Source organism: Nocardioides sp. NBC_00368, from assembly GCF_036090055.1.
In the GTDB taxonomy this organism is placed as follows: domain Bacteria; phylum Actinomycetota; class Actinomycetes; order Propionibacteriales; family Nocardioidaceae; genus Nocardioides.
This window is the reverse complement of sequence record NZ_CP107970.1, coordinates 4354751-4377036: the sequence shown is the minus strand read 5'-3', so window position 1 is coordinate 4377036 and position 22286 is coordinate 4354751. Positions and strand designations below refer to the sequence as shown.

The following is a 22286-nucleotide window of genomic DNA, read 5'->3' as shown; positions in this document are numbered from 1 at the left end:
TTTCACGTGAAACGCGCAACCAAGAACTCCCCGGCCCGGTGGTCGAGCCTGTCGAGACCGCCGACCCCACCGCCACCGCCGCATGCCGAGGTCTCGACAAGCTCGACCTCCTGCGCCCCGGTGGTCGAGCTTGTCGAGACCACCACGTCCGCTCCACGAGTGGTCTCGACAAGCTCGACCACCGACGCGAAGGCCATCGAGACCGACCGCCCGTCCTGGTGGTCGAGCCTGTCGAGACCACCACCCCCTGCACCACCATCGAGGTCTCGACAAGCTCGACCTCCGAGACTGTCGGTGGTGCCGCTCATGATGAGAGCCATGGCTTACACCTACATGCTTCTCTGCGCAGACCGGACCCTCTACGTCGGCAGCACGACCGACCTCGAACGCCGGCTCTCCGAGCACCGCGTCGGTCTCGGATCGGAGTACACCCGCCATCGTCTCCCCGTGCAGCTGGTCTGGTACGAGCAGTACGACAGAGTCGACGATGCCTTCGCCCGGGAGAAGCAGATCCAGAACTGGAGCCGCGCCAAGCGCCTTGCGCTCGTCAGGGAACGGCCGGGAGATCTTCCGGCCCTGGCCAACACGTCGCAGACGCCGCACCCCCTGAAAGCCTCGCAATGAAGGTCATCTCGACAAGCTCGATGACCGACCACACCCCAGCACCGGTAGTCGGGCCTGCCGAGACCACCACCCCCCAACAACAGTCACCTCCACAAGCTCGACGACCCACCACACCCCAGCACCGGCGGTCGAGCCTGCCGAGACCACCACCCCCGACAACAGTCACCTCCACAAGCTCGACGACCCACCACACCCCAGCACCGGCGGTCGAGCCTGTCGAGACCACCACCCCCGACAACAGTCATCTCGACAAGCTCGATGACCGACCACACCCCAGCACCGGCGGTCGAGCCTGTCGAGACCACCACCCCCGACAACAGTCATCTCGACAAGCTCGATGACCGACCACACCCCAGCACCGGTGGTCGAGCTTGTCGAGACCACCTTCTCCCGCGAACCAGCGTGGTCTCGACAGGCTCGACCACCGCCCCGTTTCACGTGAAACACGCCCCTCTGAGAACGGGTCCGCGGGAGGGCTCGGAAAGGAGTCTTACAACCTCTCGGTGCGCTAAAGTCCGCGAGCAGCCATCGCGCAATCTGATGCAACCGCGCACGCTGCTCGAACGTCTTAGTCGTAGAACGTCGCACCCCGAGTGCGACCCCAGCGGCCCGCACGACCGGGCCACGATCCTTTGACCCCACGGAGATGATGTGAACGTCCGTAGAACCCCGGTGGCGATCTTCCTCACCACCATTCTTGCCCTGGGATTCTCCCTGGGCTCGATCGCGGCGCCGGGTGGCGCCCAGGCCAGTGCGCCGTCGGCCTCCATCGGCCAGACCGGCTTCCACACGGCCTACACCGTCCTCTACCAGCAGGGCTCGACCGGCATCGGGGTACGCAGGGTTCAGGCTCGCCTCAAGGAGCGGCGCATCTACACCGGCCGCGTCACCGGCAACTACGGCTCCAAGACCACCAGCGCCGTCAAGGTCTTCCAGCGCAACCAGCGCCTGGCCATCACCGGCAAGGTCAACCAGCGCACCCTCGACCGTCTCCGTTCGTTGACGAGCACCCCCACCGACGCGGCGCTCTACAACCTCGACCGCCGCTGCCTCACCGGCCGTGTGCTCTGCGTCGACAAGACCGACCGCCGGATGCGCTACGTACGGGCCGGCAAGATCGTCCGGGCGATGGACGCCCGCTTCGGCTGTGCCGACACCAAGACCCGCGAGGGCGCGTTCAAGGTCTACCGCAAGAGCCGCAACCACGTCTCGTCGATCTACCACACGCCGATGCCGTACGCGATGTTCTTCAACGGCGGCCAGGCCGTGCACTACTCGTCCGACTTCGCCGCCCGTGGCTACAACGGCTGCTCCCACGGCTGCGTGAACGTCCGCAACAAGTCGTCCATCGCGTGGGTCTTCGACCAGATCCGCATCGGTGACCGGGTCGTCGTCTACTGGTCCTAGGCACTCCGGTGGTCGAGCTTGTCGAGACCACGAGCCCTTCGACACGTCGGTGGTCTCGACAAGCTCGACCACCGCCCGTTCCACGTGAAACACCCGCATAAAGAAGATCGCCCCTCGTGCCAGACGGCACGAGGGGCGATCTCTTTGTGTCAGCGTCACTCAGGCAGGACGACCACGTAGCGTCGCGGCTCCACACCGGAGGACTCCGAGGTGAGGCCCGCGGCGGCGACGGCGTCGTGGACGACCTTCCGCTCGAACGGCGACATCGGCTTGAGCGAGACCGGGGCGCCGGACTCCTTGACCTTGGCCACCGTCTCCTCGGCGAGTGCCATCAGCGTCGAGCGACGGTCGGCGCGGTAGCCGCCGACATCGAGCATCAGCCGGGACCGCTCGCCGGTCTCGCGGTAGACAGCGAGCCGGGTCAGCTCCTGGAGCGCGTCCAGGACCTCGCCGTGCCGGCCGACCAGCTGCTGCAGGTCGCCACCGACGATCGAGACCGCGGCGCGGTCGCCCTCGACGTCCATGTCGAGGTCACCGTCCAGGTCCGCGATGTCGAGGAGCTCCTCGAGGTAGTCGGCCGCGATGTCACCCTCCTGCTCGAGCTGCTTGAGGCGCGTCTCGTCGGTGACCGCGTCCGCGGTCTCAGTCACGGTCTCGCTCACGTCCTGAGTCGTCACTTGGTTCCCCCGTTCTTCTGGGTCGTGGAGCGACCGGCGCTCGTGCCGGCCTTCTTCCGCTGGCTCCGGGTCTGGTTCTTGGGCTGCGTGCGCGTCGCAGAGCGCTTCTCGGCCTCCGCCGCCTCGTTGGCCTCGGCGATGTCGATCTCCGCGTCGGTCAGGCCCTTCTTCCTGCGCTTGGCCTTGTCACGCTCCTGCTTCGCCTCGAACGCGGGCGTACCGGGCGCCGGGTTGTTGCGGATCACGTAGAACTGCTGGCCCATGGTCCACAGGTTGGAGGAGGTCCAGTAGAGGATCGTTCCGACCGGGAAGGCGATACCACCGACGGCGAACACGACGGGGAGGACGTAGAGCAGAAGCTTCTGCTGCTGGGCGTACTGGCCGGTCATCGCGTCGGCCGGCATGTTCTTCGACATCAGCTGACGCTGGGTGAGGAACGTGGTGGCGATCATCGCCACGACCAGGAAGCCGGTGAGGAAGTACGTGCTGGTGTGGTCGGCCGTCGTGAACTGGTCCGAGAGCAGCGAGCCGAGCCAGGTCGACGTGGCGAACTCGTGAGCGGCCTCGTCGCTCAGGAATCCCTTGCCGACGCCGTCCGAGGCGTGCTCGAGCATCCGGAAGAGCACGAAGAAGATCGGCATCTGCAGCAGCAGCGGCAGGCAGGACGCGAACGGGTTGGTGCCCGAGTCCTTGTAGAGCTTCATGGTCTCGTTGGCGAGCTTCTCGCGGTCGTGACCGTACTTCTTCTGAAGCTCGCGGACCTTCGGCTGCAGCAGCTGCATGTTGCGGCTGGAGTTGATCTGCTTCACGAACAGCGGGATCAGCAGCGCGCGGATGGTCACGGTCAGGCCGACGATGGCCAGAGCCCACTGCCAGCCTTCAGACGGAATGACGTACGCGAACGCCTTCTGCCACACGAGCAGGATGCCCGAGATGGCGTAATACAGCGGTGTTGCGATCCATCCGAACAGATCGCCTATGGCTCCCACGGATCAGGCTCCTCGGTTTGGGGAGTCCGCACTTACACGGACAACGTCTTCAGGGGATTTGGTAGGTACGGGATCGAAGCCCCGGGTCTTGGCCCAGGGGACGCAACGGGCCAGACGGCGCGCCGTCAGCCAGCTCCCGCGCCAGGGGCCGTGCGTCTTGACGGCCTCGAGTCCGTACGCCGAGCACGACGGGTAGTAGCGGCACACGTCGCCGTAGAGCGGGCTGACAAGAGTCCGCCACACGTGCAGCAGTCCGATCAGGACGGACGCGACCAGGTGGTCGAACTTGTCGAGACCGCCACGTACGACGCGGACTGCCGTGCTCATCGGAGCACCCGCTCCAGACAGCGCCGCAGATCGGCGCCGAGCGCGTCGTAGTCGGCGTCGGCTGCGGCAGGAAGCGCACGGACCACAAGCACAGCAGAGCCCGGGAGTCCGCTCAGGGACTCCCGGGCCTGATGACGCAGTCTGCGCTTCACACGATTCCGGACGACGGCCGGGCCGACGGCCTTGCTCACCACGAAGCCCACCTGCGGCTCGCTCTCCCGGGCGGCATCGCTGTCGGTGCCAGGGACGAGCAGGTGGACCACCAGGCTCTTCGAGCCCGCGCGCTTGCCTCGTCGTACCGCTTCTTTGAAGCCCGACGAATCGATCAGTCGATGACGACGTGGCAGCACGCGCGTGGTGGCTGAGGCCGGGGGCCTCAGACGGTCAGGCTCTTGCGACCCTTGCGGCGGCGCGTCGCGAGGATGGCACGGCCGGCACGGGTGCGCATGCGCAGGCGGAAACCGTGCGTCTTGTGACGGCGGCGGTTGTTCGGCTGGTAAGTACGCTTGCTCACGGGGTGCTTCCTTAGTTGTGTGGGGCCGGATGCTCTGCCGGCTGGTCTGATGGGGTCGCCCTCGGTGGTTCCAGGCGGGCCGATTCAACAAGCACCGCCCGTCCGCGCCCGATGAGGAGAGGCGTGGACATGCGGCACCCGTAGACCGGGCGACCTAGCAACGGTACGTGGACGGCGAAACCACGGTCAAACTCACGCCCTATCACACCCCTGTGATTATCCCTCTTCCTGTGGAGGACGGGTTGCCCGTGATGGTCGCCAGCCGGTAACTTCGTCCTCTACCGAGGTTTCCCTGCACATCGTCAGGAGCGTCGGCCGCATTCGGGGGGATGCCAAGCCGGGATCTATTTTTCCCGCCTGACCTGCCGAAACGGTCGGATTCTCGAGGACGGCGACGTGTCTCGGTAGGTCTCCGATGCCTACATTCGGGGATGCTCCACAGCTTGTGGAAAAGTCTGTGGAGGATGTAGACCTGACCGCTGCGTCAATCCAGGCTGCATCAAGACAAGACCACCCACCCGAGCCCTCAGGGAAGGCAGGAATCTGTGGAGCACTCCGGCCTCGCGCCAGAACCACAGCCAGATCTCCAGTCCGCATGGACGCGGGTGGTCGCCGAGCTTCCGCCGAACCAGCGGGCCTGGCTCCGCGACAGCGAGCCGCTCACCCTGCACGGGTCGACCGCGATCGTCGAGGTCCCCAACGACTTCATCCGCAACCAGATCGAGGGCCGCCTGCGCGGCACCCTGGAGAAGTCGCTCGGTGAGATCTTCAACCGCGAGATCCGCATCGCGGTCACGGTCAACCCCGACATCGAGGTCACGCCCGACCCCGACACGCAGGCGATCATGATCTCCGAGCGCGAGATCGCCGCTGCCGACGCGGCCGCCGCAGCGGCCCTCCAGCAGCAGAACGCCTTCCCGCACCAGTCGGCCTTCCCACACCAGTCGGTCTACCCGACGAACGCGCCCGGCCTGATCCCCGGCGTCCCGCCGGCCACCGAGCAGCCGCGCGAGGAGCCCGGAGCGCCTGTCGCCTACTCGGCACCGCAGGCTCCGATCGCGCCGCCTCCGACTCATCAGCCGTCTTCGCCGGCAGGTCATGACGACGTACGTCCCGACTATGCCGATATGTCGACAAATCCCCCGGCGCCTCCGGTGGCCCCGATCGAGGAGCCGGTACCGCCGCGGCCGCTGGTGCCCGGTCCGCCGACACGAGCGAGCGAACCGAGCCACAACGTCCTCGAGACCAGGCTGAACCCGAAGTACACCTTCGAGACGTTCGTCATCGGGTCGTCCAACCGGTTCCCGCACGCGGCCGCGGTGGCGGTCAGCGAGGCGCCAGGCAAGGCCTACAACCCGCTGCTCGTCTACGGCGAGTCCGGTCTGGGCAAGACCCACCTGCTGCACGCGATCGGTCACTACGTCCGGAGCCTCTACTCCGGGGCGAAGGTGCGCTACGTCAGCTCGGAGGAGTTCACCAACGAGTTCATCAACGCGATCCGTGACGACCGGCAGGACCGGTTCAAGCGGCGCTACCGCGATGTCGACGTCCTGCTGATCGACGACATCCAGTTCCTGGAGGGGAAGACCCAGACGCAGGAGGAGTTCTTCCACACCTTCAACACGCTCCACAACGCCAACAAGCAGATCGTGCTCACCTCCGACCGCCCGCCCAAGCGGCTCGAGGCGCTCGAGGACCGGCTGCGCAACCGGTTCGAGTGGGGCCTGATCACCGACGTGCAGCCGCCCGACATCGAGACCCGCATCGCGATCCTTCGTAAGAAGGCGGCGATGGAGCGGCTCACCGCCCCGCCCGACGTGCTCGAGTTCATCGCGAGCAAGATCCAGACCAACATCCGCGAGCTCGAGGGCGCGCTGATCCGGGTGACCGCGTTCGCCAACCTCAACCGGCAGGACGTCGACCTGACCCTCGCCGAGATCGTCCTCAAGGACCTGATCCCCGAGGGCGGCGAGCCCGAGATCACCGCCGGCCTGATCATCGCCCAGACCGCCGCCTACTTCGGACTGTCGATCGATGAGCTCACCGGGCCCTCGCGCGGGCGTCACCTCGTCATGGCCCGTCAGATCGCCATGTATCTGTGTCGTGAGCTCACCGAGGACTCCTTGCCCAAGATCGGCAAGCACTTCGGCGGCCGCGACCACACCACGGTGATGTACGCCGAGCGGAAGATCAACCAGCTGCTCGCCGAGCGCCGCGCGGTCTTCAACCAGGTCTCCGAGCTCACCAACCGCGTGAAGATGCAGGCCCGGCAGGCCTAGCCAGACCAGCAGTCGTACGCGGCCGTCGACCCGTTCCGGGGCGGCGGCCGTTTCGCGTTTTGGGATTTCGAAAACCCACAGGCCGAGATTTCCCAGGTTGTCCACAGCCCACAGGCTGGGTGGAACCTGTGGAGAACCGGCGGTTCAAATGGGATGGAAAAGGGGATGGCCTGTGCACAAAACACTCAAACGCGCCGACAACTCTCCACAGCCCACAGTGACGTGCGTCATTTCAGCAGGGCGTCCACACCCCCTGTGGAATCACATTTCCTGGCTTGACCAGGTAAAACCACGATCATCCACATTTCCCACAGATGCTCTTACAACGTACGAAACTATTTACGTCCATGGATCCTCGGTGAAATTCCACGAACGCCCTTCCCTGGGGACAACCCGCTCCAGGCCTCGAGCGCTCCTGCGCCCTTGTGCAGAGACGACAGGGCTGAGCGCTTACCGGTTGTCGGCGGTCCGTGGCAGGATGCGTACTCCAAGGTCATGTCAACGCGGGGGCGTTCCAGAACCGGTGGCGTCTTCGCCCAGGTTCAAGCACAGCCCGGGCCACATGTCCGCATACGCCCCGATGTCGAGTTAGAAGAAGGACAGGTCATCGTGAAGTTCCGCGTCGACCGCGACGTGTTCGCGGATGCCGTCGCCTGGGCTGCCCGCAGCCTTCCGGTACGCCCCAGCACCCCGGTGCTCTCCGGCCTCCTGATCGAGGCGGGTCACGAGGGCCTGGTGCTCTCGACGTTCGACTACGAGACCTCCGCGCGGGCGACGCTGTCGGCCGAGGTCGCCGACGAGGGCAAGGCACTGGTCTCGGGCAAGCTGCTCGCCGACATCTGTCGCAGCCTCCCGGCCAAGCCGGTCGAGATGGTGACCGACGGCTCCCGCGTCTCGCTCACCTGCGGGAGCGCGCGCTTCAGTCTGCAGACGATGCCGGTCGAGGACTACCCGACCCTGCCGGAGATGCCGACCGCGGCCGGCACGGTGAAGTCCGAGCTGTTCGCCCACGCCGTCGCCCAGGCCGTGACCGCTGCCGGCCGCGACGACATGCTCCCGGTGCTGACCGGCGTGCGGCTCGAGATCGAAGGCTCCACGATCTCCCTGCTCGCCACCGACCGTTTCCGGCTCTCCCACCGTGAGCTCGAGTGGAACCCGGCGACCCCCGACGAGAGCCTGGCCGCGCTGGTGCCCGCGAAGGTGCTCGGCGACACCGCCAAGTCGCTGACCAGCGGCAGCGAGGTCACCCTGGCGCTGTCCACCACCGGCACCGGCGAGGGGATCATCGGCTTCGAGGGCGCGGCCGCGGGAGGCGTACGACGCACGACGACGCGCCTGCTCGACGGCGAGTTCCCGAAGGTGCGCAGCCTGTTCCCGGCCGAGCACCTCACCACCGCGCTCGTCGACAAGGCCTCCCTGGTCGAGTCGGTCAAGCGCGTCGCCCTGGTCGCCGAGCGCAACACCGCGGTCCAGATGGTCTTCGAGGACGGCGTGCTGACCCTCGACGCGGGCTCCGGTGACGAGGCCCAGGCGTCCGAGTCGATCGAGGCGACCATGGAGGGTGAGGGACTGACCACCGGGTTCAACCCGCAGTTCCTCCTCGACGGGCTGCAGGCCATCGACGAGCAGGTCGTCGAGCTCGCCTTCACGCAGGCTCCGAAACCCGTGGTGATCAGCGGCAAGCCGGCCGAAGGTGGCGAGGAGCCGGGCTTCCGCTACCTGCTGATGCCGCGGCGACTGCTCTCCTGATTTCTGTCGCTCGTAGGGTGGTCTCGACAGGCTCGACCACCGGGCACAAGCTCGACCAGCGGGCACAAGCTCGACCAGCGGATAAGGAACCCTTGCATGGACATCGGACTCGTGGGTCTCGGCAAGATGGGTGGCAACATGCGCACCCGGCTGCGGGAGGCCGGTCACACCGTCGTCGGATACGACCGCAACCCCGACCTCGCCGACGTGGCGAGCCTGGCGGAGCTGGTCGAGGCGCTGCCCAGCCCCAAGGTGGTCTGGGTGATGGTGCCGGCGGGCGACCCGACCCGTTCCACGATCGCTGAGCTCAAGGAGCTCCTCGGTGAGGGCGACCTGGTGGTCGACGGCGGCAACTCGAAGTACACCGACGACGCCAAGAACGCCGAGAGCCTGGCCGAGAAGGGCATCGGCTTCGTCGACTGCGGAGTCTCCGGCGGTGTCTGGGGTCTCCAGAACGGCTACGCCCTGATGTACGGCGGCTCCGACGAGGACGCCGCCAAGGTGATGCCCGCCTTCGAGGCGCTCAAGCCGACCGGCACCGAGGACGGTCTGGTCCACTGCGGCACCACGCCCGGCGCCGGCCACTTCTCCAAGATGGTCCACAACGGCATCGAGTACGCGATGATGCAGGCCTACGCCGAGGGCTGGGAGCTCCTCGACAAGGTCGACATCGTCGACAACGTCCCGGAGATCTTCGCCTCGTGGCGCACCGGCACGGTCGTACGTTCCTGGCTTCTCGACCTTCTCGTCGACCAGCTGCGCGCCGACGAGCACCTCGACAAGATCAAGGGCTACGCCGACGACTCGGGCGAGGGCCGCTGGACCGTCGAGGCCGCGATCGAGAACGCCGTCCCGATGCCGGCGATCTCGGCGTCGCTGTTCGCGCGGTTCGTCTCTCGCCAGGAGGACGACCACGCGATGAAGGCGATCGCTGCGATGCGCAACGGTTTCGGTGGGCACGCGGTGATCTCGGAGTCGGAGGCCTGATTCGGATCACCCGCTGCGCGGGTGGTCTCGACAAGCTCGACCACCGGCTCGACCACCGGCTCGACCACCGGCTCGACCACCCTCAGATGGGGTCGATGACTCCGGTCAGGGTGAGGATCAGCCGCACGGCGCCGTAGGTGATGAAGAGCGCGAAGAGGCCGAGGACGACCGGGCTCTTCACGAGTTTGTCGAGGTCAGCGGGGCGTTTCCGGGCAATCCGGGAGCGGACCGAGACCACGGCGAGGGCGATCACGGCCAGGATGAGCACCGGACCGAACCAGTTGCTCGCCAGCGAGGAGCCGACGTCGCCGTGCATGAGGTAGACCCACGACCGGGTCAGGCCGCAGCCGGGGCAGGGCAGACCGGTGAGCGCGCGGAACGGGCAGAGCACCGGGCCGTCCTCGATCCCACCCGCGGGCAGGAGCGCCGCGATCACGATCCCGCCGACGCCGATGGCGGCGGTGACCTCCGTGGAGCTCACCGCCGCGAGGCGCTCGCGCACACCGCGGTGGGCGGCGGTCTCAGGCGAGGGGGCGTCCGTCTGCATCCGGGAACTTTCGCACGATGATGAGGATGATGTCGATGATCGTCCAGATGCCGAAGCCACCGCAGGTGACCAGCTTGAGGATGCCGAGACCGATCTGCCCGATGTAGAACCGGTCGACGCCGAGGGAACCCAGGAAGATCGAGAGCAGCAGGGCGACGAGCCACTCCCGGCTCGAGAAGACGCCCGGGATCTGTTTCACGGGAAACCACTGCTGGTCGGTGCCGAGGCTGGCCGGGGTGTCCGACTTGATCTGCCCGGCCGCAGCCATCTGAGCGAGCTGCTGGACCGGGTAGGGCCCGTGGACCTGGCCCATCACCGACAGGTAGAAAGGCCCGGCCGGCTCGCCAAGGGCGGGTTGCCCTGGAGGCGGGCCGTAAGGGTTGGGAGACTGGGTCATGCAGGCACCTTAACGAGAGAGGAAACCCGATGTACGTCTCACACCTCTCTCTGCACGACTTCCGCTCCTACCCGAACGTCGAGGTCCCCCTCGAAGCGGGTGTGACCGCCTTCGTCGGACGCAACGGCCAGGGCAAGACCAACCTGGTCGAGGCGATCGACTATCTCTCCCGCCTGCAGTCCCACCGGGTCGCCACCGATGCGCCGCTGGTCCGGGCCGGCGCCGAGCAGGCCGTCGTGCGCGCCGCCGTGGTGAGGGACGGCCGCACCGCGACGCTCGAGGTCGAGATCAACGCCGGCCGCGCCAACAAGGCCCGGATCAACCGGAGCCCGCTCCCCCGCACCCGCGACCTGGTCGGCCTGGTCCGCACCGTCGTCTTCTCCCCGGAGGACCTCACCCTCGTCAAGGGCGACCCCTCCGACCGGCGCCGCTTCCTCGACGACCTGATGATCCTGCGTGCACCCCGGCTGGCAGGCGTACGCAGCGACTACGACCGTGTCCTCAAGCAGCGCAACTCGCTGCTCAAGACCGCCGGGCTCGCGCGGGGTTCCGCCCGCGAGGGTGCACTCGCCACCTTGGCCGTCTGGGACGACCACCTCGCCGGCATCGGTGCCGAGATCCTCGCCCAGCGGCTCTCCCTGGTCGAGGCGCTCAAGCCCTATGTCGGCAAGGCCTATGAGACCGTCGCCCGCGGCGCCAGCCGCGACGATGCCGAGATCACCTACAAACCGGTGGTCGAGCTTGTCGAGACCACCACCCCGAGCGTCGAGTCCCTTCGCGAGGCGATCCTCGCCGAGCTCGCCCGCCGCCAGAAGGACGAGCTCGACCGCGGCATCAGCCTGGTCGGTCCCCACCGTGACGACCTGCTCCTCCACATCAGCGCCGGTGCCGAGCGCCTCCCGGTGAAGGGCTATGCCAGCCACGGCGAGTCCTGGTCGTTCGCGTTGGCTCTCCGGTTGGCGGCGTACGACCTGCTACGGGCCGACGGCGACGATCCGATCCTCATCCTCGACGACGTCTTCGCCGAGCTCGACAGCCAGCGCCGGGTGCAGCTGGCCGAGCTGGTCGCCGACGCCGAGCAGGTCCTGGTCACCGCCGCGGTCCCCGAGGACGTACCCGCTGCTCTGGCCGGTGCCCGCTACCACGTCAAGGCCGGCGAGGTGACCCGCGGTGAGTGACGAGCCGGTGGTCGAGCCGGTGGTCGAGCCGGTGGTCGAGCCTGTCGAGACCACCGCGGAGGAAGAGGAGCCCGAGAAGCGCCCCGACGGCCTGGATCTCGCCCGGTCCCTGACCCGGGCGACCGCGAAGATGCCCGCGCCCAAGGCAGGGATGCGGAAGAAGCGGCGTCCGCCCGACGGCGCGACGCGACGCGGCATGGTCTCCGGCGCCCGCCCCGACGACCGCGACCCCCAGCTCATCGACTCGGTGGTCAGCCGGATGGTCAACGACCACGGCTGGGACACCTCGCTCCGGGTCCACGGCGTGATGGCCCGCTGGCCGGACATCGTCGGCGAGGAGATCGCCGACCACACCACCCCGGAGTCGTACGCCGACGGCAAGCTGTCCGTCCGCACCGACTCGACCGCATGGGCCACCCAGCTGAAGCTGCTGGCGCCCAACCTGGTCAAGCGGCTCAACGAGGAACTCGGGCACGGAACCGTCCTCGTCATCGAGGTGCTCGGCCCGCACCTGCCCTCGTGGAAGAAGGGTCCACGCGGCGTACGGGACGGCCGCGGACCACGCGACACCTACGGCTGAGGGCAGCGTCGGAGCGGGCCATGAACAGGTGTTCGAGGCTCATCGCATGAGCCGCGATCTGCCGCTCTGAGCGCCCCGTGGACGTATAGGGACTCACCGAGCCCCCTGCTGAGGGCGCAGAGACACCGTCAGGAGACGTACAGACGGCTATTTCGGTCACAGTTGCCCCTCAGGACAGGCCGCGTGCGTGGAATCCGGGGTTCTACGGGGTAACATAGAGGTTGGGTCGATCGTCCTGGGTTTTACTTCCGCGGCGCTGGTCGGCCCGTTGCATGCCCGACCGACACCACGTCCGTATCCGGACCGAAATGACAGGTGGATCGCACCGGTGACCGCTGCCGACCAGACGACTCCCATGCCGGACGACCAGACCGCAGACGGAGTCGCATACGACGCGTCTGCCATCCAGGTTCTCGAAGGACTCGAAGCGGTCCGCAAACGACCGGGTATGTACATCGGGTCGACCGGGGCCCGCGGCCTGCACCACCTGATCTGGGAGATCGTGGACAACGCGGTCGACGAGGCGCTCGCCGGCTACTGCGACACCATCAAGGTGACGCTGCGTGAGGACGGCTGGGTGAGCGTCGCCGACAACGGCCGAGGCATCCCGACCGACACCGCGGCCGGGCAGGAGATCCCCGCGGCGACCCTGGCGCTGACCGTGCTGCACGCCGGCGGCAAGTTCGGCGGTGGCGGCTACAAGGTCTCCGGTGGTCTGCACGGTGTCGGCTCCTCCGTGGTGAACGCGCTCTCGACCAACCTCCACATGGAGATCAAGAACCGCGGTCGCCTGTGGGAGCAGGAGTTCACCCGCGGCGTCCCCGACTACGACCTGCGCGAGGTCCGTGAGCTCGAGGAGGGTGAGCGCACCGGCACCACGATCTCGTGGAACGCCTCCGCCGAGATCTTCGAGTCGACCGACTACAACCTCGAGACCATCTCGAGCCACTTCCGCGAGACCGCGTTCCTCAACAAGGGCCTCCGGATCGAGCTGCGCGACGAGCGTCCGCAGGCCTCCGCGATCGCCGAGGCCGTCGAGGACGGCACCGTCGAGCAGGACACCGACGGCGCCGACGAGCTGCACAGCTCCGGCAACGGTGAGCGGGTCCTGGAGCAGTCCTTCTACTACGAGCGCGGTCTGGCCGACTACGTCGACCACCTCAACAAGCGCAAGACCCCGGTCTCCAGCATCATCGCCTTCGAGGCCGAGACCGACGACAAGGCGCCCAACCCGATGAGCGTCGAGATCGCGATGCAGTGGCAGGCCTCCTCCTACAACGAGTCGGTCCACACCTTCGCCAACACGGTCAACACCCCGGGCGGCGGCACCCACGAGGAGGGCTTCCGCGCCGCGCTCACCACCCTGGTCAACCGCTGGGGCGAGGAGTGGGGTCTGATCAAGAAGAAGGAGGACCGGCTCACCGGTGACGACATCCGGGAAGGTCTCACCGCGATCATCTCGGTGAAGATCAGCGAGCCGCAGTTCGAGGGCCAGACCAAGGACAAGCTCGGCAACACCGAGGTCAAGGGCTTCGTGCAGGGCGCGGTCAACGACCAGCTCGGTGCCTGGCTCGAGCAGAACCCGGCCGAGGGCAAGGAGGTCATCCGCAAGTCGATGGCCGCCGCCTCGGCGCGGATCGCGGCCCGCAAGGCCCGCGACCTCGCCCGCAACCGCAAGGGCATCGGCGGCGGTGGCGGTCTGCCCGGCAAGCTCGCCGACTGCCAGTCGACCAACCCCGAAGAGTGCGAGATCTTCATCGTCGAGGGTGACTCCGCGGGTGGCTCGGCCAAGTCCGGCCGCGACCCGCGCATCCAGGCGATCCTCCCGATCCGAGGCAAGATCCTCAACGTCGAGAAGGCCCGGATCGACAAGGTGCTCGCCAACCAGGAGGTGCAGTCGATCATCTCCGCGCTCGGCACCGGCGTGCACGACGACTTCGACATCAACCGGCTGCGCTACCACAAGATCGTGATGATGGCCGACGCCGACGTCGACGGTCACCACATCAACACGCTGCTGCTGACGCTGCTGTTCCGGTTCATGAAGCCGCTGATCGAGCAGGGCTACGTCTACCTCGCCCAGCCGCCGCTCTACCGCCTGCGCTGGAACAAGCCCGCCGAGCACGAGTTCGTCTACTCCGACGCCGAGCGCGACGCGCTCATGCGCGACGGCCTCGAGCAGGGCAAGAAGCTCCCCAAGGAGAACCCGGTCCAGCGCTACAAGGGTCTGGGCGAGATGAACGCCGACGAGCTGTGGGAGACCACGATGGACCCCTCGCAGCGACTGCTGCTGCAGGTCACCCTCGAGGACGCCGCGCACGCCGACGAGATCTTCTCCATCCTCATGGGTGAGGACGTCGCCGAACGGCGCTCCTTCATCCAGCGCAACGCCAAGGACGTCCGATTCCTCGATATCTGAGTCTCGCCGAGGCCCTAGATACCGATAGACGCACGCAGAAAGTGAAATCGTGACCGAGACTCCTCCGGAAGGCCCCGGGCAGACCTCTGCCGGCGGCCGGATCGAGACCGTCGAGCTGCAGTCCTCGATGCAGGCCAGCTACATCGACTACGCGATGGCCGTCATCGTCGGCCGAGCGCTGCCTGACGTACGAGACGGCCTCAAGCCCGTCCACAGGCGGGTGCTCTACGCGATGTACGACGGTGGCTACCGCCCCGACCGCGGGTTCTCCAAGTGCGCCCGCGTCGTCGGTGAGGTGATGGGTAACTACCACCCCCACGGCGACTCGGCGATCTACGACACCCTGGTCCGGCTGGCGCAGCCGTGGGTGCTGCGCTACCCGCTGATCCACGGCCAGGGCAACTTCGGTTCGCCCGGTAACGACCCGGCCGCGGCCATGCGTTACACCGAGTGCCGGATGGCGCCGCTGGCGCTGGAGATGGTCCGCGACATCACCGAGGACACCGTCGACTTCGGGCCCAACTACGACGGCCGGTCGCAGGAGCCGTCGATCCTGCCGAGCCGGTTCCCGAACCTCCTGGTCAACGGAAGCGCCGGCATCGCGGTCGGCATGGCCACCAACATCCCGCCGCACAACCTGCGTGAGGTCGCCTCGGGCGCGAAGTGGGCGCTCGAGCACCCCGACGCGACGCGTGAGGAGCTCCAGGACGCGCTGATCGAGCGGGTCAAGGGCCCCGACTTCCCCAACGGCGCGCTGATCGTCGGTCGCGAGGGCATCGAGCAGGCCTACCGCACCGGTCGTGGCTCGATCACCCAGCGTGCGGTGATCGACGTCGACGAGGACAACAAGGGCCGCACCACCCTGGTCATCACCGAGCTCCCCTACATGGTGAACCCGGACAACCTGGCCCAGAAGATCGCCGACCTGGCCGACACCGGCAAGGTGCAGGGCATCGCGGACGTCAAGGACAACACCTCCTCCCGCACCGGGCAGCAGCTCGTGGTCGTGCTCAAGCGCGATGCGGTCGCCCGTGTCGTACTCAACAACCTGCTCAAGCACACCGAGCTGCAGACCAACTTCTCCGCCAACATGCTGGCGCTGGTCGACGGCGTGCCCCGCACGCTGAGCATCGACCAGTTCATCTCCAACTGGGTCGAGCACCAGATCGACGTCATCCGGAGGCGTACGGCCTTCCGGCTGCGCAAGGCCGAGGAGGACGCCCATATCTGGCGTGGCCTGGTCAAGGCCCTCGACCAGCTCGACGCGGTCATCGCGCTGATCCGCTCCTCCCCCGAGGTCGACGACGCCCGCCAGGGCCTGATCCGGCTGCTGGAGATCGACGAGATCCAGGCCAACGCGATCCTCGACATGCAGCTGCGTCGCCTCGCCGCGCTGGAGCGGCAGAAGATCATCGACCGCCTCGCCGAGCTCGAGCTGATCATCGCCGACCTCGAGGACATCCTCGCCAACGTCGCCCGCCAGCGTCAGATCGTCGGTGACGAGCTCGACGAGATCGTCGCGAAGTACGGCGACGACCGGCGTACGCAGATCATCGCCGCCGACGGCGACCTCTCTATGGAGGACCTCATCCCCGATGAGGAGCTGGTCGTCTCGATCACCCGCGGCGGCTACGCCAAGCGCACCCTCGCCAACGAGTACCGCACCCAGAAGCGTGGTGGAAAGGGCGTACGCGGCGCCACCCTGCGCGGCGACGACGTGGTCGAGCACTTCATCGCGACCACCAACCACCACTGGCTGCTCTTCTTCACCACGGCCGGACGGGTCTACCGGATCAAGGCCTACAACCTGCCCGAGGCGGCGCGGGACGCGAAGGGCGGTCACGTCGCCGGGCTGCTCTCGTTCCAGCCGGACGAGTCGATCGCCCAGGTGCTCGCGATCCGCGACTACGACCAGGCGCCCTACCTCGTGCTGGCGACCCGCTCCGGCCTGATCAAGAAGACCCGCCTCGGCGACTACAACTCGCCCCGTCAGGCCGGTGTCATCGCGATCAACTTCCGCGAGGACGACGACGAGCTGATCGGTGCCGAGCTGGTCAACTCCGAGGACGACATCCTGCTGGTCTCCCGCAAGGGCCAGGCGATCCGGTTCCGCGCCGACGACGGCCAGCTGCGGCCGATGGGCCGGGCGACCTCGGGCGTCACTGGCATGAAGTTCCGCGAGAACGACTCCCTGCTGTCCATGTCGGTCATCCGGGCCGAGCACGTCGCCGCCGAGATCGCGGCCGGGCTCTCCGAGGCCAACGAGGACACCGCCGACGTCGCCGCTCCGGTCTCCGGCTCGGAGTCGCCGGACGAGGTCAAGGAGCAGTTCGTCTTCACGATCACCGACGGCGGTTTCGCGAAGCGTACGAAGATCTCCGAGTACCGGCTGCAGTCCCGCGGCGGTCTCGGCATCAAGACCATGGCCCTGGCCAACGCCGACCGCGGCGGTCTGGTCGGTGCGTTCATCGTGGTCGACGGTGACGAGGTCCTCTCGATCACCGCGTCCGGCCAGGTCGTACGCAGCCCGATCAACTCCGACTTCCGGGCCACCGGTCGCTCGACCCAGGGCGTCAAGTTCGTCTCGCCCAAGAAGGGTGACTCGGTCGCCGTCGTGGCACGCTCCGTCGAGGCCCGCGAGGTCGACGATGACACTGTCGCCGGGACAGAGGTTGCAGATGATGTAACAATCGGTGGTGACGACGAGCACGGAGCGTCGCCCGAGACGACTACGGAAGATGAATCCTGATGACGGACCGCACCGCCGACAGCACGACTGGGGGAGTCGCGATGACCGAGCGGAACGAGACCGCACAGCCGGTGACCCAGCGGATCACGGACACGGTGGCCAACGCGGCCAGGCGCACCACCTCGGCGGTCGCCTCGACCGCCCGCACCTCCGGCCCTGCCGGCGCGGAGCGGGACGCGGTCAGCGGCTCGGCCCGCCGGGCTCGACTGAGCCTGAGCCGGATCGACCCGTGGTCGGTCATGAAGATGGCCTTCCTGCTCTCGATCGCGCTCAGCGTCGTCGTGATCGTCGCCGTCTTCGTCATCTGGTCGGTGCTCGGCGCCGCCGGTGTCTGGGACTCGATCAACCAGGCGGTCCAGGACGTCGTCGGTGACTCCAGCGCCGGCTGGAACGTTCAGGACTACCTCGGCCTCGCCCGCGTCATGGGCTTCACCATGGTCGTCTCGGTGGTCAACATCGTCCTGATGACCGCTGTCGCGACCCTCGCCGCGTTCCTCTACAACATGGCCGCGGCCCTGCTCGGCGGCGTCGAGGTCGAGCTCACCGAGAACTGAGCCGCACCCACCCGCTTCTCTCGACCTGGGGAGGGTTATCCGAACGTGGTTCGGAAAACCCTCCCCAGGTTCATTTGCCAGAGGCTTCGCAGGTGTCGCCGCATGGGCCCAGGTTTCCGGGCCATCCGTTCTTGGTGAGGATCCGTCCGATGCGTGCTGCGGTCTGGCATGGGGTGCCGAAGACTTGATGGAACCTCAGTCTGGCCGTGACGGACCCCAGCTGAGCCAGATCGTCCAACGAGCGGTCCGCGTCGCGAGCCTGGTCTCGCCAGGAGTCGTGGCCGAGCGCACCATCGAGCTCGACCACGAGCCCGTACGCCTCGTACTCGACGTCGCGGTACTGGTTTCCCGTGGAACCGATCCGGGGAGATTGGCGCCTGCCCGCTGGCAGGTCGTGGGGCCGCTCGACCTTGGTGAGGTAGCCGTGCTCGAGCACGGAGTGCGCGCCTGACGCCAGGTCGTCCACCAATCCCTGGATGAGCTTGCGGCGGCGCAGGGAGTGCGCGCGGTCCAGCGCAGCCTGGAGACTGGCCGCCGTGACGTAGGACCTGCTCGCCACCTCGGCGACCCGCGCAATCGCGTCGATCTCGGACGTTGCCTCGTTCGCCATCGCCAGCGCGTTGTCCTCGACCTTGAGACGTGGCGGCGTGCCGCCATAGGCCTTGAGCTTCAGCCCCCGCATCCGGTGGACGACGACGCCGGGCTGAGGCATCACCTTGCGGGAGTGGTCGATCGCGACGTGGATCGGCCAACCGTCGTCACGACCTCGTGGTGCCTCGAGGCTCTCCCGGCAGAGCACAGCCGGATCGGCGTACAGCACCGCGGCCCAGGCGCGCTGCTCCCAGGTGAGCGGGCCGGTGTGGTCGATGTAGACGCGAGGGTGCACGCGGCGCAGCTCGTTGCGGCGTACGGCCCGCTCGATGTCGATCCGGCTGAGCCCGCCCGCGGTGAGCTGAGCATGGCTCGCGACCCCGTGCTGCATCCGTCGCTGAGCATCCAGCATCCGCGCCGCATCCTCACGCGCGAAGATCGCCTCGAGGTCCTCCGAGTCGGACATGCTGGCACCCTAACCCTGGGGAGGCTCATCCGAACCGGGTTCGGACTGACCTCCCCAGGGTGGTCAGGGTGTCACCGTTTTGGTTCCGCGGGCGGCGGGCGGGTAATGTTTCCTCTCGCCTGCTGGTGGGGCTTCCACCCCCAGTTGGCGCCTGCGCTTATAGCTCAGACGGTTAGAGCACCACACTGATAATGTGGGGGTCGGAGGTTCAAGTCCTCCTAAGCGCACAGCAGTTTCACCAGGTCAGAGGCTCCTGTCGGGGGCCTCGACTTCGTTTTGGGGCTGTCGTCTTCGTCAGATGCCCCGAGGGCGATCTATTCACTGCTGCATGGCCCGCCGCTACCGACGAGTAAATAGATGGAGTCAAGCGAGTCCGTCTAATCCACTGACGGATGCCCGCAGGGGTGTTTCAATGCAGGCGCGCCGCATGTCGCAGCGCCTCGACTTCGAAAGAAGAACCCCATGCTCCGCAAGTTCACGCTTGCTGCCGCCGCCCTTGCGCTCGGCGCAGCGACCCTGTCACTCGGTGGTTCCGCGCAGGCTGCGACCACCCCGTCTATCAATGTCACGAGCGCCTGCGAGGGCGGCGCTGGTGTCATCACCGTCGGCGCCCGGCGCTCGCCCACCGGCGGCACCATCGGAACGACCGTGATCCGTGACGTGAAGAGGCCCAACTGGTCCGGATTCACGATGGTCGGCAACAGCGAGCCATCCGATCCGTCGACTGAGCCGGCGACGCTTCACCCGGTCGACGGCGTCGTACGCGACACCACGAAGTCCACCCTCGCCTGGCCGAAGCCGGTCATGGGCATGTACTTCTCGGGTGACTACTCGGTCTCGTGCGTCGGACGTGTCGACCAGAACCCTTACCGAGTCATCGGCATGGGCCCGTCCTCCCAGATCACCGTACGCCGCGACTCCGGCGTTGTCCGGGTCGAGGGCGTGGCGAACCGGCTCGGCAAGTACCGCCTCACCGTACGGCTGTGGACTCCGGCCGGCTTCCAGGAGAAGTCGAAGGTCGTCAACGTGGGCGTTGACACGAACATCGGCGAGTTCCGGCACCGCTTCACCGGATTCCAGCGGACCAACAAGTTCACCAAGGCCGTGCTGATCGCCAAGAACCTCCGAAGCGGCAAGACCACCACGGTCACCGTGCGACGTACGTTCTGATCTTCAAAACTGCTCGTGGCCCCGTCGATCCGGCGGGGCCACGATGTCTGAGAAGGCTCAGGCGCGGCGAGCGAGAGCCGCAGGTCAGAGGCTCCCGTCGGGGGCTTCTTCCTCGTTGGGAAGTCGGCTGGACGCGTCGTGGTCGTGCGTCGGTACGACCCGCATCAGATGGCGAGCCAGGTGCAGGCGGTGGAGGGTGGCGAAGGCTGCGTCGCGGTCCTCGTCGACGAGGTCGCCGGGGAAGGCCGGCTTCTGCCTGATCAGATCGACCTGGTCGTAGTGCCAGGCGGCGTCGCCGGCGATCAGGACCCAGCCGGAGGCGGTGCGGGCGAGGACGCCGATGCTGCCGGGCGTATGGCCGGCGAGCTCGACCAGCAGGACGGAGCCGTCCCCGAACAGGTCGTGGGAGGCGGTGAAGGTGGCGACGGGCGGGCCGTCGAGGTCGTACGTCTCCACCGGCCGGCCATCGGTCAGAGCCGGGCGTACTCCCCCGACGGGCGGCCGGCCGGGGCCGAGGACCCAGTCGCGCTCGGTCGTCCGCATGTGGACCGGGAGGCCGGGCAGGTCGAGGAGGCCGCAGACGTGGTCCCAGTGGGCATGGGTCGGGAGGGCGAAGTCGGGCGTGACCTGCGCGGTGAGCAACGAGTCGACGGTCGCGACGGTGTCCGACGGCGGCGTCACGAGCCGGCGCAGCATCCCCGGGAGCTCGCTCAGGGCTCGCTCGGGTGCGTCGCGGCAGTAGGACGGGTCGACGACGAACGTCGCCTCGGGGTGACTGACGATGAAGCAGGTCATCGCGTTGCGTACGGACCGGCGGAGGCCGGCGCCCTCGATCAGGCCGCCGGCGGGCAGCGTGCGCGGCACCTGGGGCATCGTGCGTACGGTCACCGTCCGGTCGCCCTGGGGCAGGCCGGCGTCGGTGATCGAGGCGAGGAGTCGCTGGTCGGGTCGCCGCGGGCGCAGCAGACCGCGGCCGAACCCGGTCAGGGCGCCGATCAGCTCTCGAGGGGTCGGCGTGGCTGGAGAGGCAGTGGGATCGCTCGTCACAGAGGGAACGTATCGGCCGTGAGCCGGTACGCCATCCGACCACGGTAGGAACCGCATGCGAACATCACCATCATGACGAAGATCGACCTTCCGTTCGACCTCGACTCCATCCCGGGACGTACGCGGCGATGGGTCAGGGGAGGGATGCGGCGCACCGAGAGGTGGGGGCAGCGGATGGGTGGGCGCGTCGGCCCGCTCATCCCCAACACGCTGGCCACCGGTGGCACCGACGACTGGACTCCGCAGGGGCTTGGCTACGGCCCGGACACCAACCTTCTGGCTCAGAGCTACTACTCCCATGACAAGGGCTCGGCGCTCGTGCTGGTCGACCTGAAGAGCGGCAAGACCGTCGCCGAGGTGCTGCTGGTGGGACACAACGGCAAGGCGGGTCCGGGTCACGCCGGCGGCGTTGCGGTCGACGGCGACGACGTCTGGGTGTCCAAGGGCGCCGGCGGCGGCACCGGCAAGCTCTACCGCTACTCGCTGTCGAAGATCCGCAACTCGGAGAAGGCCGCCGAGGTCGAACCCCTCGAGACGCCGGCGAAGGTCGCGGCCGGCTCCTACTGCCGGATCCGTGGCAACCAGCTCTACGTCGGTGGCTTCGGAAACCAGACGCTGTTCGCCTACGAGAAGGGCGAGAACGGCGAGTGGGACTTCTCCCAGCCGGTCGTCTCCACCACCACCCCGCCCAAGGTCCAGGGCGTCGTGGTGCGCCGCGACGAGTACGTCTTCTCCTCCTCGTTCGGCCGCCACCGCCCGAGCACGATCTTCATCTGCGAGCGGAAGCCCGGCGGCCGGGTCGGCGCGGTGCAGCGCAAGTACAGGTTCCCCAACATGGCCGAAGCGATCGTCGAGGTCTCGGGCGAGCTCATCACCACCTACGAGTCCGGCGCCTCCCCCTACAGCCGGCCCTCGGCGTACGGGTTCGGGCTCCTGACCGGCCGGATGTGGGCGAGCACCCACATGACCCTCACCCCCATCGCCTCCCTCGGCCTGGCGCCGGACCCCGAGGCCGGTTGATTTCGTGCGCCTCAT

The 22286-nt window shown here is 67.6% G+C and carries 22 protein-coding genes and 1 tRNA gene; 13 read left to right on the top strand and 10 right to left on the bottom strand.

Features of this window, described 5'->3' with window-relative positions:
- Positions 1-2 precede the first annotated feature (2 nt).
- Positions 3-320 carry a hypothetical protein gene (locus OG984_RS20870; RefSeq protein ID WP_328528106.1) on the bottom strand — a complete coding sequence of 106 codons (318 nt, stop codon included), beginning with the start codon at positions 318-320 and terminating at the stop codon, positions 3-5.
- On the opposite strand from OG984_RS20870, the gene OG984_RS20865 reads away from it, so the two are divergent.
- Both OG984_RS20865 and OG984_RS20860 read left to right on the top strand, forming a co-directional pair.
- Positions 319-624, top strand: a complete 306-nt coding sequence (locus OG984_RS20865) for a GIY-YIG nuclease family protein (RefSeq protein WP_328528105.1) — start codon at positions 319-321, stop codon at positions 622-624. The two genes, OG984_RS20870 and OG984_RS20865, sit on opposite strands and share 2 nt — an antisense overlap.
- A gap of 651 nt (positions 625-1275) precedes the next feature.
- Positions 1276-2031 carry a L,D-transpeptidase family protein gene (locus tag OG984_RS20860; protein ID WP_328528104.1) on the top strand — a complete coding sequence of 252 codons (756 nt, stop codon included), beginning with the start codon at positions 1276-1278 and terminating at the stop codon, positions 2029-2031.
- Positions 2032-2186: 155 nt separating this feature from the next.
- Here OG984_RS20860 and OG984_RS20855 read toward each other — a convergent pair whose 3' ends face one another.
- From OG984_RS20855 to rpmH, 5 genes are read right to left on the bottom strand one after another with little or no spacing between them, the layout of a single operon-like run.
- On the bottom strand, positions 2187-2693 hold the full coding sequence (locus OG984_RS20855; protein ID WP_328528103.1) for a Jag family protein: 507 nt from the start codon (positions 2691-2693) through the stop codon (positions 2187-2189).
- An 11-nt stretch (positions 2694-2704) separates the two neighbouring features.
- Complete coding sequence (gene yidC, locus OG984_RS20850) at positions 2705-3697, bottom strand: membrane protein insertase YidC (RefSeq protein ID WP_328528102.1); 993 nt, start codon at positions 3695-3697, stop codon at positions 2705-2707.
- A gap of 3 nt (positions 3698-3700) precedes the next feature.
- Positions 3701-4024 carry a membrane protein insertion efficiency factor YidD gene (gene yidD, locus OG984_RS20845; protein ID WP_328528101.1) on the bottom strand — a complete coding sequence of 108 codons (324 nt, stop codon included), beginning with the start codon at positions 4022-4024 and terminating at the stop codon, positions 3701-3703.
- Positions 4021-4374, bottom strand: a complete 354-nt coding sequence (gene rnpA, locus OG984_RS20840; protein WP_328528100.1) for a ribonuclease P protein component — start codon at positions 4372-4374, stop codon at positions 4021-4023. The genes yidD and rnpA overlap by 4 nt, the downstream gene beginning before the upstream one ends.
- Positions 4375-4400: 26 nt before the next feature.
- Entirely contained in the window at positions 4401-4538 is a 138-nt protein-coding gene (gene rpmH, locus OG984_RS20835; RefSeq protein WP_141778545.1) for a 50S ribosomal protein L34, read from the bottom strand.
- Between the two features lie 545 nt (positions 4539-5083).
- On the opposite strand from rpmH, the gene dnaA reads away from it, so the two are divergent.
- The 3 genes from dnaA (at position 5084) to gnd (ending at position 9553) form a co-directional block, all read left to right on the top strand.
- Positions 5084-6817 (top strand): chromosomal replication initiator protein DnaA, encoded by a 1734-nt coding sequence (gene dnaA, locus OG984_RS20830; protein WP_328528099.1) that lies wholly within the window; start codon positions 5084-5086, stop codon positions 6815-6817.
- A 609-nt stretch (positions 6818-7426) separates the two neighbouring features.
- On the top strand, positions 7427-8566 hold the full coding sequence (dnaN, locus tag OG984_RS20825; RefSeq protein ID WP_141791053.1) for a DNA polymerase III subunit beta: 1140 nt from the start codon (positions 7427-7429) through the stop codon (positions 8564-8566).
- Positions 8567-8662: 96 nt separating this feature from the next.
- Complete coding sequence (gnd, locus tag OG984_RS20820; protein ID WP_328528098.1) at positions 8663-9553, top strand: phosphogluconate dehydrogenase (NAD(+)-dependent, decarboxylating); 891 nt, start codon at positions 8663-8665, stop codon at positions 9551-9553.
- Between the two features lie 82 nt (positions 9554-9635).
- Here gnd and OG984_RS20815 read toward each other — a convergent pair whose 3' ends face one another.
- Entirely contained in the window at positions 9636-10100 is a 465-nt protein-coding gene (locus OG984_RS20815) for a DUF2752 domain-containing protein (RefSeq protein WP_328528097.1), read from the bottom strand.
- Entirely contained in the window at positions 10075-10497 is a 423-nt protein-coding gene (locus tag OG984_RS20810; RefSeq protein WP_328528096.1) for an NINE protein, read from the bottom strand. The genes OG984_RS20815 and OG984_RS20810 overlap by 26 nt, the downstream gene beginning before the upstream one ends.
- A 29-nt stretch (positions 10498-10526) precedes the next feature.
- Here OG984_RS20810 and recF point away from each other — a divergent pair, with 29 nt between their 5' ends.
- From recF to OG984_RS20785, 5 genes are all read left to right on the top strand, one after another.
- The gene (gene recF / locus OG984_RS20805) at positions 10527-11675 is read left to right on the top strand and encodes a DNA replication/repair protein RecF (RefSeq protein ID WP_328528095.1); all 1149 of its coding nucleotides are present in this window, start codon (positions 10527-10529) and stop codon (positions 11673-11675) included.
- Positions 11668-12255: a DUF721 domain-containing protein gene (locus OG984_RS20800; RefSeq protein ID WP_328528094.1), complete on the top strand. Its 588-nt coding sequence runs from the start codon at positions 11668-11670 to the stop codon at positions 12253-12255. The genes recF and OG984_RS20800 overlap by 8 nt, the downstream gene beginning before the upstream one ends.
- A 355-nt stretch (positions 12256-12610) precedes the next feature.
- Positions 12611-14674 (top strand): DNA topoisomerase (ATP-hydrolyzing) subunit B, encoded by a 2064-nt coding sequence (gene gyrB, locus OG984_RS20795; protein WP_328532379.1) that lies wholly within the window; start codon positions 12611-12613, stop codon positions 14672-14674.
- Between the two features lie 49 nt (positions 14675-14723).
- Positions 14724-17423 carry a DNA gyrase subunit A gene (gene gyrA / locus OG984_RS20790; RefSeq protein WP_328528093.1) on the top strand — a complete coding sequence of 900 codons (2700 nt, stop codon included), beginning with the start codon at positions 14724-14726 and terminating at the stop codon, positions 17421-17423.
- Positions 17423-17977 carry a DUF3566 domain-containing protein gene (locus OG984_RS20785; protein WP_045547274.1) on the top strand — a complete coding sequence of 185 codons (555 nt, stop codon included), beginning with the start codon at positions 17423-17425 and terminating at the stop codon, positions 17975-17977. The genes gyrA and OG984_RS20785 overlap by 1 nt, the downstream gene beginning before the upstream one ends.
- A 70-nt stretch (positions 17978-18047) precedes the next feature.
- Here OG984_RS20785 and OG984_RS20780 read toward each other — a convergent pair whose 3' ends face one another.
- Positions 18048-19034, bottom strand: coding sequence for a type IV toxin-antitoxin system AbiEi family antitoxin domain-containing protein (locus OG984_RS20780; protein ID WP_328528092.1), 987 nt, complete (start codon positions 19032-19034; stop codon positions 18048-18050).
- A 153-nt stretch (positions 19035-19187) separates the two neighbouring features.
- Between OG984_RS20780 and OG984_RS20775 the strand changes: the two genes are divergently transcribed.
- A tRNA-Ile gene (locus OG984_RS20775) sits at positions 19188-19261 on the top strand.
- Positions 19262-19496: 235 nt separating this feature from the next.
- Complete coding sequence (locus OG984_RS20770; protein ID WP_328528091.1) at positions 19497-20204, top strand: hypothetical protein; 708 nt, start codon at positions 19497-19499, stop codon at positions 20202-20204.
- An 84-nt stretch (positions 20205-20288) separates the two neighbouring features.
- On the opposite strand, the gene OG984_RS20765 is transcribed toward OG984_RS20770, so the two are convergent.
- A complete protein-coding gene (locus tag OG984_RS20765; RefSeq protein ID WP_328528090.1) occupies positions 20289-21251 on the bottom strand; it encodes an MBL fold metallo-hydrolase in 963 nt (320 codons plus the stop codon).
- 72 nt (positions 21252-21323) lie between these two features.
- Between OG984_RS20765 and OG984_RS20760 the strand changes: the two genes are divergently transcribed.
- On the top strand, positions 21324-22271 hold the full coding sequence (locus OG984_RS20760; protein WP_328528089.1) for a hypothetical protein: 948 nt from the start codon (positions 21324-21326) through the stop codon (positions 22269-22271).
- Positions 22272-22286 lie beyond the last annotated feature (15 nt).

Bases quoted from the DNA above. Each gene is read 5' to 3' on its own strand.
- recF (WP_328528095.1), top strand. From the start codon at position 10,527: ATGTACGTCTCACACCTCTCTCTGCACGACTTCCGCTCCTACCCGAAC.
- OG984_RS20760 (WP_328528089.1), top strand. From the start codon at position 21,324: ATGACGAAGATCGACCTTCCGTTCGACCTCGACTCCATCCCGGGACGT.
- OG984_RS20770 (WP_328528091.1), top strand. From the start codon at position 19,497: ATGCTCCGCAAGTTCACGCTTGCTGCCGCCGCCCTTGCGCTCGGCGCA.
- OG984_RS20785 (WP_045547274.1), top strand. From the start codon at position 17,423: ATGACGGACCGCACCGCCGACAGCACGACTGGGGGAGTCGCGATGACC.
- gnd (WP_328528098.1), top strand. From the start codon at position 8,663: ATGGACATCGGACTCGTGGGTCTCGGCAAGATGGGTGGCAACATGCGC.
- gyrB (WP_328532379.1), top strand. From the start codon at position 12,611: ATGCCGGACGACCAGACCGCAGACGGAGTCGCATACGACGCGTCTGCC.
- OG984_RS20815 (WP_328528097.1), bottom strand. From the start codon at position 10,100: ATGCAGACGGACGCCCCCTCGCCTGAGACCGCCGCCCACCGCGGTGTG.
- OG984_RS20870 (WP_328528106.1), bottom strand. From the start codon at position 320: ATGGCTCTCATCATGAGCGGCACCACCGACAGTCTCGGAGGTCGAGCT.
- OG984_RS20780 (WP_328528092.1), bottom strand. From the start codon at position 19,034: ATGTCCGACTCGGAGGACCTCGAGGCGATCTTCGCGCGTGAGGATGCG.
- yidD (WP_328528101.1), bottom strand. From the start codon at position 4,024: ATGAGCACGGCAGTCCGCGTCGTACGTGGCGGTCTCGACAAGTTCGAC.
- OG984_RS20810 (WP_328528096.1), bottom strand. From the start codon at position 10,497: ATGACCCAGTCTCCCAACCCTTACGGCCCGCCTCCAGGGCAACCCGCC.
- OG984_RS20865 (WP_328528105.1), top strand. From the start codon at position 319: ATGGCTTACACCTACATGCTTCTCTGCGCAGACCGGACCCTCTACGTC.